This window comes from Isoptericola halotolerans, from assembly GCF_013149785.1.
GTDB classification, from domain to species: Bacteria; Actinomycetota; Actinomycetes; order Actinomycetales; family Cellulomonadaceae; genus Isoptericola; species Isoptericola halotolerans.
In genome coordinates, this window is sequence record NZ_JABEZU010000002.1 from 192,438 (window position 1) to 206,510 (window position 14,073).

Sequence of the window (14,073 nt, forward strand, 5' to 3'; positions counted from 1 at the left end):
CGGGCTCAGAGGTTCAGGAACTCAGAGATCGAGATGGCGGTCGTACCGCACGCCGAACCGGACCTCGGTGAGACCGACCTCGTCGGTCCAGGTGCACACCCGGCGCAGGTCGACGACGCTGCGGACGCTGCACACCTCACCCTGCGGGGCGACGGCGTCCGCCAGCTCCTGAGGGGACGTCCCGGTCCGGGGGAGCACCGAGTACACGAGCCAGCACCCGCCGGAGCCGCAGCTCCTGTCGATCGCGGTGACCTGTGCTCCGTCGGGCAGGTCGGCGAGGGCGGAGATCGGGGGTGCTGCGGCTTCGTCGACCTCCAGCCAGGCCACCGGCGCGGCCAGGGCCAGCCCGGCGGCGAGGACGGTCGCGGCGGCGCCGACGACGAGGGTGCGGGTGCGGGGCATGGCTCGACCCTAGCTTCCGGGGGACGTGCGATCATCGCTCGATGACGGCCATGCCCTGGATCCCCGACCCTTCGTGCGGTGACTGGGTGCGCGCCGGCCTGGACCCTGAGGACAGCGACACCTGGACCATCCACGTCTTCGTCCCGCGGGGCTTCGAGGCCTACGCCAGGGTGCTCCACCCGCTGCGACGGGAGGCCGACGGCGTGGACGTCCGGTGGGCGCAGGTGGCGGCGGCGTTCGGCACGACGATGAGCCCGACGGCGAACCTGGACCGGCTGTGCCGGCGCCCCTGGTCCGGTGGCGAGGACGTCGTGACGCCGCAGGGCGAGGCGCTCGAGGCGCCTGCCGAGGGCGTCGTCCCGGCTGCCGTGCTTGCTGCCCTCTCCGAGCACCTCGCGCGGCACTCCACCACCCCGGGCAGCGGTGTCGTGGGCGTCTGGGAAGGGATCGGGGGGCTGGTGTCCTCAGGAGGCCGGGCCTTGTACGTGGCTCGGATCCCTGCGTGCTGGCTGCGGTGGCTCCTGGTGCCGTGGCGGAGGGTCGTCCGGGCGGCGGGGCGGGCCGCCTTCGAGCTCAGGCACCGGCGCTGGGCACGCGTCGAGTTCGGGCCCGCGCCGCCGGACCCCGACGCCCCGGCCCCCGGCACCGGCATCCTCGCCGCCGACGTCGCGGCGGGTCCGCGTCTCGACCTGCCTCACCGGAGCCACATCCTCTTCGCGGCGGGGATCGAGCAGTTCACGGGTCGGGACTGGGCCGACGACGCGCCGTGGCTGGACGACGTCGACCGGAGCCAGCGGGACCCGCGGACCCCCGCGATCCTCTGGCCCGAGGATCGCGCGTGGGTGGCGGCGAACGACACGGACGACGCGTGGACCCTGGTGGGCGGTTCCCGGGCGCTCGTGGACGCCCTCGTCGCGGACCCGGCGCTCGAGGCGCTGGAGCTGACCGAGGGCGCCGTGCTCGAGCATGCCGAGCCGGAGCGGTAGGCGACCGCGCACGACGGAGCCGGACCGCCTCGTCGGATGACGAGACGGCCCGGCTCGATGGTTCCCGGACACCCCCTGCGTGCCCGGGAACCGGACCGGGGGGTGACGGTCACATGGACGGCATCAGCACCGCGTCGACGAGGTACACGGTCGCGTTCTGCGTCATGACACCACCGCAGATCACGTTGGCGTCGTTGACCATGAGCTCGTCGCCCGACCCGGTGACCTCGACGGTCTCGCCCTGGACGGTCTCGTGCTCACCCTCGATGTCGGCGGGCAGGATCTGCCCGGGGACCACGTGGTAGGTGAGGACCGTGGTGAGCAGGTCGGCGTCGGTGGACAGGGTGTCGATCGTGTCGGCGTCGACCGCCGCGAAGGCGTCGTCCACGGGCGCGAACACGGTGAACTCGTCACCGTTGAGGGTGTCGACCAGGTTCACGTCGGGGTTGAGCTCGCCGCTGACGGCCGACACGAGCGTGGTGAGCAGCGGGTTGTTGGACGCGGCCACGGCGACCGGGTCGGTCGACATGCCGGTGATCGAGCCGTCGCCCTCGGGGACCTCGTCGGCATAGGCCTCGCAGCCGGGGCCCACCAGGTTGGCGGCGGGGTCCATGGCCATGTCGTCGCCCATGTCCTCGTCGTCCATGTCGTCCTCCATGTCCTCGGACATGTCGTCCTCGGGCATGGGTGCCTCTTCGGTCATGGTGTCCTCCGTGGTCTCCGGCATGTCGGAGTCGTCGGAGGAGCACGCGCTGAGGGCCAGCAGGGCCAGGGTGGCGAAGCCGGCGGCGGCGGTGCGGGTACGAACGTTCTTCATCGGTCTCTCCTTGCCTCGTCGCCCCGACCTCGTCCCGGGGCGCTTCACCAGGGGTTCGAAGCCCGGGCGCCGGTGGATGGGTGACGGACGGAACTTTTTTCGCCGGACGTGCCGCGCGCCCTGGCGGGCGTGGCAGCAGACTCGGAGGATGGGCGACGAGCAGCGGTTCCGCGGCCAGATCCTGGGGTGCGGCACGACCTCCGGCACGCGGGTGGTGGTGGGGCATTGGAGGGAGTCACCGTTCGGTGCGTTCGCCGATGCGATGGTCGAGGACGCCACAGGGCACCGTGTGCTGGTGGCGCCGCCGCAGGTGGCGGGCTTCGTCGCGACGACGTACCGGTTCGACGACGTCGTGGAGACGGCGGTGACCGTGCGCGTGGAGGGGCCTCGTGCCGGCCGGGGAGTAGGCCACGTCGTGGTGGAGGCCGGTCCGCTCCGGCTGCGTGCCGCCGTCGGTCGGCGCACGGCTCTGGGCCGGGTGCTGCGTCTGGTGCCGCCGCGGCTCGCCGCCGCGCCGCAGTTCGCGCTCCTCAGCGACCCGGTGGCACGGGTGCTGCTGCGCGGTGTGCGGACCCGGGGCAGCGCCGGCAACGGGCGGCACGAGACCTACGGGGCCACGGACATGCATGCCCTCTCGGCGCTGCGGGCGAGCTGGGACGGGGGCGACCTGGGGGAGCTGGCGGACGTCGACCCGCCGGTGCGCTTCGGGTTCGGGTCGACGCCGCGCCAGCCGTCCCTGACGCAGGTGGTCACCACCGTCCGGGGGTGAGCCCGGAGGCCCCGCACCCATCCGTGCGGGCCGCTGCTCCGAACCTGCGGCATGGAGACCTTGATCATCATCGGCCTGCTCGGCGGCCTCATCACCGGGATCTCACCGTGCATCCTGCCGATGCTGCCGGTGATCTTCTTCGCCGGGGGCGTCGAGGGTGCACGGGACCGCGGCACGGGCAAGGACGCGGACGACGGCGGCCCGGACGCCGCGCAGGACGCTGAGGCGGACGCTCGGGGCGGCGAGAGCGAGGGCGTCAGTCCGGCGCTGTTCGCGGGCGCCCCGTCGGCGGTGCAGATCGGCCGCTCCGGTCAGGTCACCAGCGGCCCGCCGACCGGCCGTGCCGGCACGGTGACGCTGCCGCTCTCGGTGGACGAGCCGCCCTCGTCCTCGCGGCGTGGTCGTGCGTCGGGAGGAGGCGGCCGCAGCACGGGCCGGCCGGGCCGGTCGTGGCGCCCGTACCTGGTGATCGCGGGCCTGGTGCTGAGCTTCAGCGTCTTCACGCTGCTCGGCTCGCTGCTGCTCACCGCCCTCGGTCTGCCGCAGGACCTGCTGCGCTGGCTCGGGATCACGCTGCTCACCGCGATCGGTGTGGGCATGATCGTGCCCCGCTTCGAGGAGGTCCTGGAACGACCGTTCCAGCGCATCGCCGCCTTCGGTTCGCGCAAGGGGGCGGCCCGCCAGGACCGGGGGGCGTTCCTGCTGGGGCTGGGCCTGGGCGTGCTGTACGTGCCGTGCGCCGGGCCGGTGCTGGCGGCCATCACGGTGGCGGGCGCGACGGGGAACATCGGGCCGGGCACGGTCGCCCTGACCGTGAGCTTCGCCGTCGGCGCCGCGATCCCGCTCCTGGTGTTCGCGCTGGCCGGCCGTCGCGTCGCCGAGCGGGTCCGCGGGTTCCAGCGCCACCAGCGGGGGATCCGCGTCACGGGCGGCGTCGTGATGATCGTCCTCGCCGTGGGGCTCGCCTACGACGTGCCGGCCCAGATCCAGCGGGCGCTGCCGGACTACACCGGCGCCCTGCAGCAGCAGGTCGACCAGAACGAGTCGGTCCAGGAGGCCCTGGAGCTCGGCGGCATCGTCACCGACGTCAACCGGGAGCTGTCGAACTGCACCACCGGGTCGCCCGAGCTGGCGGAGTGCGGCACCGCCCCGCCGCTGACGGGCATCACCCAGTGGCTGAACACCCCCGGGGACCAGCCCGTCGAGCTGGAGGACCTGCGCGGCAAGGTGGTGCTCATCGACTTCTGGACGTACTCGTGCATCAACTGCCAGCGCGCCATCCCGCACATCGCCGACTGGTACGAGAAGTATCAGGACGCCGGGCTGGAGGTGATCGGGGTGCACACCCCCGAGTTCGCGTTCGAGCGCGAGACCCGCAACGTGGTCGCGGGCGCGGAGGACCTGGGCGTGGTGTACCCGATCGCGCAGGACAACTCCTACTCGACGTGGACGACCTACCGGAACCGGTACTGGCCGGCGGAGTACCTCATCGACGCGGACGGCACCGTGCGCTACCTGAAGTTCGGTGAGGGGGACTACGACGTCACCGAGCAGCACATCCGTGACCTGCTGCAGGCGGCAGACCCGGACGTCGAGCTGCCGCCGCCCTCCGAGGTGCTCGACACGACCCCGGAGGACGAGACGACGCCCGAGACGTACCTGGCGCTGAACAAGGTGTTCAACTACGCGGGCCCGACGCCGTACGGCAGCGGCGAGGCGGAGTTCGAGCCGGCGCAGGAGCAGCTTCAGGACACCTTCTCGCTGGACGGCACGTGGGAGCTCGACTTCCAGGGTGCGACGGCGGTGTCCGACCACGCCACGTTGCGCCTGGCCTACCAGGCGACCGACGTGTTCACGGTGCTCGGCGGCGAGGGCACCGTCACCGCCCGGGTGGTCGCGCCCGACGGGACGGTGCGCTCCGAGGAGGAGATCGCCGTCGGCGGCAACCCGACGCTGTACGAGGTGGTGCGGGGCGACGGCCCGAGCGAGGGCCTCGTCGAGCTCGACGTCCCCGCCGGGGTGTCGGTGTACACGTTCACCTTCGGGTGACCGCTACCAGGACCAGCCGTCCACGGCCTGCGCCCACGGTCCCTGCCGCACCTCGGCGCCGTCGAGCACGTCCAGCGTGACGGGCTCGCCGTCCGACGGTCCTGCCAGGTCCGGCGCGCGCGGCACGAGGGCCACGGGATCGGCGCCGGGGACGGCGACGATCTCGACCTCCGTGGTGACCTCCGGGTCGTTCGTCGTGGACATGGCCCGCCAGGCCAGCGTGGCGAGCACCTGCTCGCCGGCGGGGACGACCACCCGCTCCGCGACCAACCCGGGGGAGTGCGGCACGATCGTCACGTCCCGCTGCGCCCGCCCGTCCGCGTCGCGGAAGACGACGTGGGGGAAGCCGTCGACGGCGCACGGCTCGCCGGACACGTTGCGCGCGTGCACCGCCAGGTAGCGCGCGCCCGTGGCGGCGTCGGGGGTGCCGAGCGAGAGCTCGAGGTCGGCACCGGTGCACTCGGCCGCGGCGTCGTCGGTGGGCCAGGCCTCCGTGCCCTCGGGCATCCGGACGGGGTGCGGTTCCGGCTCGGGCGGTGCGAACCCGCCGACCCAGCCCTCGGCGAGAGTGTCGTAGCCGGGCGAGAGGAGTGTGTAGGGCACGGGTTCATCGCCCGCCACCGTACGGGCCCGGAGCCAGTCGACGAGGGCGGCGGTCGTGCTCGCCGTGTCGTCCGCGAGGTACACGCTCAGGCCCCTCTGACCCGTGGAGAACGCCGACTCGACGCGATCTTGCTCCGCAGCCTCGACGGCGAGGCGGACCAGCGCGACGTCGACGACGACGGGGATGCCCGGCTCATAGCGGACCGTGCCGTCGAGCGTGGCGAGCCCGGCCACGAAGCCGCGCCGCTCCGCGAAGTCGGCCAGTGCGAGGAGCTCGTCAGGGGTGCTCGTCTCCGCGGAGTGGGCGGAGGCACGAGCGGCACCCGCCTGCCACAGCTCGTACGCCTTGGTGACGCCGGTGTCGAGGTCGGTACTGCCGAGGGTGTGCACGCTCAGCGGATAGGTGGCCACGGAGCCGCTCTCGTCCGGTGTGCCGGCCACGATCGATATCGACCAGGTCAGGTCGACACCGGGGACCGGGGCCGCGGTGAACAGCGCTGACACCTGGCCGGCCGCATCTCCGGCGGCCTGCGGAGTCAGGTCCTCCTCGAGCCGGACCTCGAGCCGGGCCACGGCGGTGTCGCCGTCCTTGGCGTCATGGTGGAGCACGTCGTAGCCGACCTCGGCGCTGACGACGCCAGGTACGGACTCGATCGGGCCGACGGCGTCCCGCAGGGCGTCCGGCACGGTGTCCCACGGGCGCCACACGCCGAGCATGACGCCTGCACCGACCCCGGCGACGACCAGCGCCAGCACCCACCCGAGGACGACGCGACGTGACATGTGCCGATCGTGCCAGAGCGGGGCTCACCTCTCGGAAAGCGTCCGGTCCGGCTCAGACGAACGCGTCCAGCGCGGCGCGGTCCACGGGCCCCTCGGCGCGGATCAGGTCCTCGACGTCGTCCATGCGGTCCCAGACGTTGATCCCCATCCCCGCCTGGACGCGGTCGCCGTCCACCCAGAACGCGACGCACTCGCGGTCCGCGGCCGAGCCGCTGATCACCACCTCGCCGCTCGTGACGCCCTTGACCTCCATGCCCAGGTCGAACTGGTCGGTGAAGAAGTAGGGCAGGACGTCGTAGGGCTCCGCGGATCCGAGCATCGCGCGGGCGGCGTGCTTGCCGGTCTCGTCGGCGAACGCCCAGTGCTCCACCCGCAGGGCTCGGCCGTAGCGCACCGAGGGCACCGAGGCGATGTCGCCGGCCGCCCACACGCCGGGCGCGGAGGTCCGCAGCGTCCCGTCCACGGCGACCCCGTCGCCGTCGGCCGCGGAGCGCAGCTCGATGCCGGCCTCCGCGGCGAGGTCGCACCGCGGGGTCACGCCGACACCGACGACGACGGTGCTCGCCTCGAGCGTGGTGCCGTCGTCGAGCTCGACGCCGGAGACGCTGCCGGTACCGGTCAGGGCGGTGACCGCCGTCGCGCGGAGCAGCCGGACACCGTTCTCCTCGTGGAGGTTCGTGAAGATCTCGCTCACGCGCGCTCCGAGCCCGTGCAGAGGGTGGGGCGATCTGCCGACGACGGTCACGTCGCGGCCGAGCTGCCGGGCCGACGCCGCGACCTCCATCCCGATCCAGCCGTCCCCGACGACGACGAGCGGCCCGTCGTCACCCAGTGCGGTCCGCAGACGGTCGGCGTCGTCGATCGTGCGCAGGTGGTGCACACCGTCCAGGTCGTTGCCGGGGACGTCGAGCCGGCGGACCTGCGAGCCGGTGGCCAGCAGCAGGCGTGAGTAGCGCAGCGACCCGCCGGGTGCCGTCTCGATGGCCGAACCGGCCACGTCCAGGCCGACCGCCGTCGTCGACGTCCGCAGGTCGACGCCGCGGTCGGCGTACCAGTCGGCGTCGTGAGGGAACAGGGCGTCGGTGCCGGCCTCGCCGCGCAGGTAGTCCTTGGACAGGGGCGGGCGCTCGTACGGTGGGAAGGCCTCGGCGGTGAGGACGACGAGGTCGCCGTCGTATCCCTGGTCGCGCAGCGTCTGGGTGGCGCGCGCGGCGGCGAGACCGCCCCCGACGACGACGATCGGCTCCATCGTTCCTCCTGGTGTGTGACCTGAGGCACAGCCTGTCACGTCGAGCCGTGCTGCGCTGTCGTGAGGGTGTCAGGAGTCGACCGCAGCAGGAGGAGGGGCATCATGAGGATCGCAGTCGCCGGTGGGACCGGAGTCGTCGGACGTCACGTCGTGGACGCGCTGGACCGGGCCGGGCACGAGGTGGCGGTGCTGACCCGTGGCCGGGGCGTGGACGTGGCGACCGGGGACGGCCTGGACGCCGCGCTCGACGGCGTGGAGGCCGTCGTCGACACGCTGAACCTGATGAACCTCAGGGAGAAGGCGGTCACGGAGTTCTTCACCACCACCTCGCGCCACCTGCTGGAGGCCGGCCGCCGGGCCGGCGTCGGGCACCACGTGCTGCTCTCGATCGTGGGCGTCGACCGGGCGCCGGGGTACGGGTACTACCGGGCCAAGCTGGCCCAGGAGGCGGTGGTGCGGTCCGGGGACGTGCCGTGGTCGGTGGTGCGGGCCACGCAGTTCCACGAGTTCCCCGGGCAGGTGCTGGGGGCGATCCCCGGGCCGGTGGGGATCGTGCCGCGGATGCGGTGCCGGCCCGTGGCGGCCGCCGAGGTCGGTGACTACCTGGCGGAGGTCGCGGCCGGACCTGCGATGGGGTGGGCGCCGGAGATCGCCGGGCCGCGCGAGGAGCAGCTGGTCGACATGGCGCACCGTCTGCTGCGCGCGCAGGGCCGACGGCGGTGGGTGCTGCCCGTCGACTTCCCCGGGACCGGCAGGGACTTCCGGGGTGGGGCGATGCTGCCCGACGGCGAGGCTCGGTGCGGGGTGGTGACCTTCGACGAGTGGTTGGCGGACGTCACGGTCCCGTGACCGCTCGCGGGTCTCGACGTGGTGCTGCCCCGGATCCGAGCCCTCGACGAGCAGGCGCTGAGAGCGCTGACGGTGTCTCGTCGTGCCGGGTCACGGGTGATCACCCCGTTCCTCGATTCCCTCGAGGAGTGACGTCGAGTCGGCGTCCTTCTGGCGCGTGGTCGTCGCCAGGCCGCCCACGAGGACGACCGCACCGGAGAGCAGCAGGTAGAGCGCCAGGAGCAGGGCGACGACGGTCATGTCGTCGGTGGGCCGGGCGAGCATGACCGCGCCGAGCACCAGCCAGAGCGCTGCGTTCACCAGCTGCCAGTCCCAGGCGATCGTGCGTGCCGCGCGGCCTCGGAGGCCGCCGATCAGGGCCATCACACCGGCGACGCACGCCCAGACACCGACCACGAGGAAGAGCAGCGGCGCCGTCATCGACGGCCAGACGACGACCGCCACACCGGCCACGACGCTGACGATCCCCGCGACGAGCCGCGCGTTGAGGTCCTCGCCGGCCGTGCCGCCCTGGGCGCGCCGGTTCTCGATCACCAGCAGCGCGCCCTGGACGGCGATCGCGAGCCCCACCAGCCAGCGCAACCACGTCAGGCCGTCGTCGGGACTCACGAAGAGGACGACGCCGGCGACGACGGACACCGCGCCCCGCAGGTAGACGAGGCCCCACAGCCGCCGTGCGGTGCCGACGGTGCGGTGGGACATCGGTGCGTTCGCCTCTGACATCGCTGGTCCCCTCGTCGCGCGGCTCCCTGCTGCGATGCTACGAGCGTTGCCGCCGGAGCGCGCCCGGGGTCAGTCGAACAGGTCGGCCGTGGCGCCGATGACCGGCCACGCCCCCTCGGAGGTGTTGCCGAGCACGCTGACCGTCGTCGACGTCGCCGCGTCGTGCGTGGTCCGGAACGAGACGCCCGCGTCGTAGCCCTCGAGGACGACGGCGGGCCCGGTCGCGTGGAGCCAGAAACCCATCCCGTAGCGCAGCCCCTCGGACGGGACGTCGTGACGAGGTCGGATCATGGCCTCCAGGGTCGGCTGCTCGACGATCCGACCGGCGAACAGGGCGAGCCAGAACCGGTGCAGGTCTTCGGCGGTCGTGAATGCGCCGCCGTCGCCGTTGCCCAGGACCGGCAGGTGCAGCACGTTGGTCCGGTCACCCGTCTCCTCCAGGTAGCCGAGCGCGGCGTCACCGGGCAGCTCGTCGGAGCGCAGGTAGCGGGTCTGATCCAGGCCGGCACGGTCGCACACCTCCCGGTGGACCAGGTCGTGGAAGGTCTGCCCGGAGACTCGTTCCGCGACCAGCGCCAGCACGACGTAGCCACCGTTGTTGTAGGCGAACACCTCGCCCGGCGGCGTCGTCTGCGGGAACCCGTCGAGCTCGGGCAGGAACGCCTCCGCGGTGAGGAGCGTGTGCACCGGCCGGCGCAGGATGTAGTCGGTGATCTCGCCGCCCGCCTCCTCGTCGAGGTAGTCCCCGATGCCCGAGGTGTGGGTCAGGAGGTGCTCCACCGTCACCGCGTCGTCGATCAGGGGAAGGTCCGAACCCAGCACGTCGCGCACGGGTGTGGTCAGCCGGAGCGCGCCGTCCTCCACGAGGCGCATGACCGTGAGAGCGGTGAACCCCTTGCTGCCGCTGGCGACGGCGAACCGGTGCGCGACGGTGTTCGGCACCTCCAGCGCGCGGTGCGCATGTCCGAAGGCACGCTCAAGGATCCGCTCGTCGCCGACGTCCACCGTGACGACGCCGGAGAAGGTCGCCTCGACGGCGGCCTCGGTGACGGCAGGGTCGAGCTGCTCCACGTCGATGTGCATGCCTCGACGGTAGGCGGGTGTCGGGGCGCGGTCCAGCGGTTTTCCGGCGTTCACGGTGCGAACCGCTCGAGCTTGTCGGGGTTGATCTGGACGAACACCTGCTCCACGCCGGCTCCGGTCACCTCGAGGAGCACGAGCGCGCGGGACGTTCCTTCCTGCAGCAGCATCGCGGGCAGCCCGTTCGCCTCGACCAGACGCGCCTCGACCTCGGCGCCGGACCAGTACTTGCGCGCGATCTTCGCGAAGAACGACGACACCCGCGCCGGTCCCGCGAGCTCGATGCGGGCCGCGTGCACGCGGCCGCCCCCGTCCGTGCGCGCGACGACACCGTCGACGAGGAACTGCTCGAAGCGGGCCAGGTCCCCGTCGCGGGCCGCGCTGACGAACTCCCCGAGCAGGCGGCGGTGCTCCTGCGGGTCCACCCTGGCCGCCTCGCGACGACCGAGGCGGTCACGCGAGCGGTGCGCGAGCTGGCGCGTGTTCGCTTCCGTGAGATCCAGGATCTCCGCGACCTGCCGGTAGGGATAGCCGAAGGCCTCGCGCAGCACGTAGACGGCCCGCTCGGTGGGGGTCAACCGCTCGAGCAGGACGAGCACGGCGAGCTCGAGCGCCTCCGCCCGCTCGGCGCCGAGGGCTGGGTCCGCGCTCGTGTCGACAGGCTCCGGCAGCCACGGCCCGACGTAGGTCTCACGGCGGGCATACGCCGACGTCGCCGCGTTGATCGCGAGGCGGGTGACGACAGTGGTCAGGAAGGCCGCGGGGTTCTCGACGACACTCCGGTCGGTGCCCTGCCACCGGATCCACGCCTCCTGCAGGACGTCGTCCGCGTCGGTGACGCTGCCCAGCATGCGGTACGCGATACCGAACAGCTGCGGCCGGGCGGTCAGGAAGGCGTCGAGCGCTTCGGAGGTCTCGCCACCGGTGCCCTCCGGCAGGTCTCGGGGCGGCGTCATGGGGTCACGGTACGACAGGCGGCTATCGCGCCAGCCCGCCCTGGGGATGACGAAAGGCCCTCTGACTTCAGCGTTTCCGCTGGTCAGAGGGCCTTTCGTCTGGTCGGGTGACAGGATTTGAACCTGCGACCTCTTCGTTCCGAACGGCTCGCGCAGCACGCAGGCGACTTCGAGGGCGGCGAGCTCCTGTGTTGAAGCGTCGATGGAAGTCCGTCGACGTCGGTAGAGCAGTGAGCAGGTTGGCACTCCCTTTGGGACTCAGCGCGCCGGGCAGGTGACGGTGGGGACACTCGGAGGCGCTGGACCCATAGCGGAGCACGAGAGCCTTCCGGAGGCCGGGCCAGGGGTGACCGTAGGTCATCGCGTGCGACGCCGGAGGCGCCCTTGACGCGGGGTGGAGACGGCTGGATGCTCAGCGGTCGGTCCGGTGCCGGATGGTGAGGCGGCTTCGAGAACTCTCGGGGCTGTCTTTCGTCATGTCGGGGGAGGCCGACCCGCGCGGCGGAGCCGCGCGCTTGAGTCAGTAAAGAAAGTTATCACGACGCCCGACGCAGGGTACCGACGCGGGGCATCGATCCAGTAGTAGATGTACTGGCCCGTGACATCATTCACCCGGTCGATGGGGCGAAGCCGACGACGCCGGCACGGTGACGTTCCCGCCGGCATGGTCATGAATCTGGCACAGGTGACGTGTAGCCGGAGAAACCGCGTGGGTGGCCTGTCTTCGTGGAGATGGGGGGCTTCGTCGGTCAGCTAGCCGCCTCGTGCTCGTCGGCGTCCCCGTCCCCGGGCTTGGGCGAGTCTTCGATCGAACCGAGCAATTCGTCGAGTTGGCGCGCCTGGGCGGACGCCTTCAAGTACTCCTCGTACTGTGCCAGCGCATTGGTGATGAGTTGGTCGTATTGGCGGATCCGCCCATTGATCATGGCCAGTGACCAGTCGATGTAGTCCTTGTCCTTTTGGGGGACGGCGGCCGTAACTCTGGGCGGCTTGCCAAGGACGAAGACGACCTCGATGTCGGGGTCCTCGACTCCCTGGGCGGCGAGCACCTTCTGCAGGGCCACCGCATACTTCCCGCCCTGCACCTTCAGGTCGTCAATGTCTGGCTTGACGTTGTATCGCTTGAGCTCGACGATGATGTGCTTGCCGCCGGTTGTCGCATAGCGGATGTCGATGCGGTCACGCGCGTTCATCCCTGCCTGGTCCAGGTCGAACTCGCCGGCGGCCATCCTTTTGAGGCTCTGCTCCATGTGGTCGCTTCCGACGGCGCGCTCCCATGAAGCGTCAAGGAGCCACAGGTGGTCGAACAGGTGCTCCTGGAGCACACGCTCCTTCTCGTTCTCGTTCGCGAGGTGCTGGAACTGCTCGATGGCCTCGACGCGCGACTTGAGAATGTCAACCCAGAGCCCGGCTTCGTACTCCGCCTGCTTGCCGAGCAACGGCAGGATGTCCTCGGCGGTGACCTTCGACAAGGCGTCGAGGTCGCTGGTTGCCTTCCTGAGTCCGACGCGCGCGAACGCCAGGATGCCAGACCGGAACAGATCGGTGCGCTGCTCCTCGGCGCCCGGCTCAAAGTCTAGGCTTGCGATGGTTCCGACCATTGTCTCCGCGTACTGCTTCTGGTAGTCGTCGAGGCCATCGACCCATTCCCTGATCTTAGGGTACCGGTCCATTACATCCGGCACTTCCTTCTTCGGCCTGCGCTCCGACCAGGTGTCGGCTGCGCTGACGAAGGCCTTGCGAAGGAAGTCCTGGAGGGCCTGGACGCGAGGGTCGTCCTCAATCAGGCGCTGGCGGTCGCTGGTCGCGATGTCGTCGAGATCGTTGTCGTCGAGGAAGTCAGCCTCGATCTGCCCAGTCACATAGTTGCCGAAGACCCTGCTGAAGTCGAGTTTCTCGATGATGCCCTCCTGGATGGGCCGCTTCCGCGCCAGGACGATGATGTTCTTGAGAGAGCCGGCCTCGAGGTCGTCTGTCAGGTCGGTCGGCTTCTTCGCGGTGCCGAACCACCCCGAGATCTTCCATCCAGCCGACGAGTCGATCACGCCGGGTAGTTCGAAGCGCTCGATCCCCTTCGGCAGGACGCTCGCGGGCAGCCGATCATCGCCGAACTCCCAGATGAACTGCAGGTTCTTGAGTTCCTGCCGGTCCACCCAATTGATTCGGTTGCCGTTGATCGCGATCGCGAAGCCACCCTCCGTCGGAGGGGTCTGGTCAAGCACGTCAAAGCGGCGGGCCAGCCGCTTCCGTAGGGAGTTTATCGTCAGGTCCATGCGCTTTGAGCGGAGCGAGGTGAGTTCCAAGACGGTGCCCTGGGTAGAGTAGGCGCTCGGGACGTCGGTGACATCAACGGGCTCGTACTCCTCTCCCTTGTCGATCTTCTCCCGCAGGTCGTCCACGTCGATGCTAAAGGCGTGCGTCTCACCATCCTTAGTGGAGTAGACGGTTACGACGTTGGCGATCGAAAAGACCGAAAGTTTTCCGATGCCCTTGCGTCCCATGAACTGCCGACCCCATGTCGGCGAAGTGTTGCCCTCATTCTTCGGGTCCCGTTTGCGGTAGCCGACGGTCAGGAAGCGCTCGTTCATCTCCTTGACCGACATGCCGCAACCGTTGTCCTGAACAACAACTTTGTCGCCCCGGTCCCAGTCGATGTCGACCTGGGTCGCGTCGGCGTCGTAGGCGTTGGCGACCAGTTCGGACAGCACTGCCGCGGCGTTGCTGTACAGGTTGATTCCGAGTGAGTCGAGGACCGATAGGTCGACCCGCATCTTGTACTTGCCCATGCGTGCAAGCCTCCTATGGGC

At 70.9% G+C, this 14,073-nt stretch carries 12 protein-coding genes; 4 read left to right on the forward strand and 8 right to left on the reverse strand.

Annotated features, from left to right (window positions below; genetic code table 11):
• Positions 1-21: 21 nt before the first annotated feature.
• Positions 22-402, reverse strand: a complete 381-nt coding sequence (locus HDG69_RS08625) for a hypothetical protein (RefSeq protein ID WP_171783397.1) — start codon at positions 400-402, stop codon at positions 22-24.
• Positions 403-443: 41 nt separating this feature from the next.
• On the opposite strand from HDG69_RS08625, the gene HDG69_RS08630 reads away from it, so the two are divergent.
• A complete protein-coding gene (locus HDG69_RS08630) occupies positions 444-1,388 on the forward strand; it encodes a hypothetical protein (RefSeq protein ID WP_171783398.1) in 945 nt (314 codons plus the stop codon).
• 109 nt (positions 1,389-1,497) lie between these two features.
• Here the strand turns inward: HDG69_RS08630 and HDG69_RS08635 are convergent, their stop codons facing one another.
• Positions 1,498-2,205: a fasciclin domain-containing protein gene (locus tag HDG69_RS08635; RefSeq protein ID WP_171783399.1), complete on the reverse strand. Its 708-nt coding sequence runs from the start codon at positions 2,203-2,205 to the stop codon at positions 1,498-1,500.
• A gap of 148 nt (positions 2,206-2,353) precedes the next feature.
• On the opposite strand from HDG69_RS08635, the gene HDG69_RS08640 reads away from it, so the two are divergent.
• Both HDG69_RS08640 and HDG69_RS08645 read left to right on the forward strand, forming a co-directional pair.
• On the forward strand, positions 2,354-2,974 hold the full coding sequence (locus HDG69_RS08640; RefSeq protein WP_171783400.1) for a hypothetical protein: 621 nt from the start codon (positions 2,354-2,356) through the stop codon (positions 2,972-2,974).
• A 51-nt stretch (positions 2,975-3,025) separates the two neighbouring features.
• Complete coding sequence (locus HDG69_RS08645; RefSeq protein ID WP_171783401.1) at positions 3,026-5,023, forward strand: cytochrome c biogenesis protein DipZ; 1,998 nt, start codon at positions 3,026-3,028, stop codon at positions 5,021-5,023.
• 3 nt (positions 5,024-5,026) lie between these two features.
• Here the strand turns inward: HDG69_RS08645 and HDG69_RS08650 are convergent, their stop codons facing one another.
• Together HDG69_RS08650 and HDG69_RS08655 are read right to left on the reverse strand one after the other, a co-directional pair.
• Positions 5,027-6,409, reverse strand: coding sequence for a DUF4232 domain-containing protein (locus HDG69_RS08650; RefSeq protein WP_171783402.1), 1,383 nt, complete (start codon positions 6,407-6,409; stop codon positions 5,027-5,029).
• Between the two features lie 52 nt (positions 6,410-6,461).
• A complete protein-coding gene (locus tag HDG69_RS08655; protein ID WP_171783403.1) occupies positions 6,462-7,658 on the reverse strand; it encodes an NAD(P)/FAD-dependent oxidoreductase in 1,197 nt (398 codons plus the stop codon).
• 102 nt (positions 7,659-7,760) lie between these two features.
• Between HDG69_RS08655 and HDG69_RS08660 the strand changes: the two genes are divergently transcribed.
• Positions 7,761-8,507 carry an SDR family oxidoreductase gene (locus tag HDG69_RS08660; RefSeq protein ID WP_171783404.1) on the forward strand — a complete coding sequence of 249 codons (747 nt, stop codon included), beginning with the start codon at positions 7,761-7,763 and terminating at the stop codon, positions 8,505-8,507.
• A gap of 90 nt (positions 8,508-8,597) precedes the next feature.
• On the opposite strand, the gene HDG69_RS08665 is transcribed toward HDG69_RS08660, so the two are convergent.
• From HDG69_RS08665 to HDG69_RS08680, 4 genes are all read right to left on the reverse strand, one after another.
• Entirely contained in the window at positions 8,598-9,230 is a 633-nt protein-coding gene (locus HDG69_RS08665) for a DUF308 domain-containing protein (RefSeq protein ID WP_171783405.1), read from the reverse strand.
• A gap of 69 nt (positions 9,231-9,299) precedes the next feature.
• Complete coding sequence (locus HDG69_RS08670) at positions 9,300-10,313, reverse strand: serine hydrolase domain-containing protein (protein ID WP_171783406.1); 1,014 nt, start codon at positions 10,311-10,313, stop codon at positions 9,300-9,302.
• Positions 10,314-10,363: 50 nt separating this feature from the next.
• Positions 10,364-11,266 (reverse strand): RNA polymerase sigma factor SigJ, encoded by a 903-nt coding sequence (gene sigJ, locus HDG69_RS08675; protein ID WP_171783407.1) that lies wholly within the window; start codon positions 11,264-11,266, stop codon positions 10,364-10,366.
• Positions 11,267-12,015: 749 nt separating this feature from the next.
• Positions 12,016-14,052 carry a BbrUII/HgiDII family restriction enzyme gene (locus HDG69_RS08680; protein WP_171783408.1) on the reverse strand — a complete coding sequence of 679 codons (2,037 nt, stop codon included), beginning with the start codon at positions 14,050-14,052 and terminating at the stop codon, positions 12,016-12,018.
• Positions 14,053-14,073: the final 21 nt, after the last annotated feature.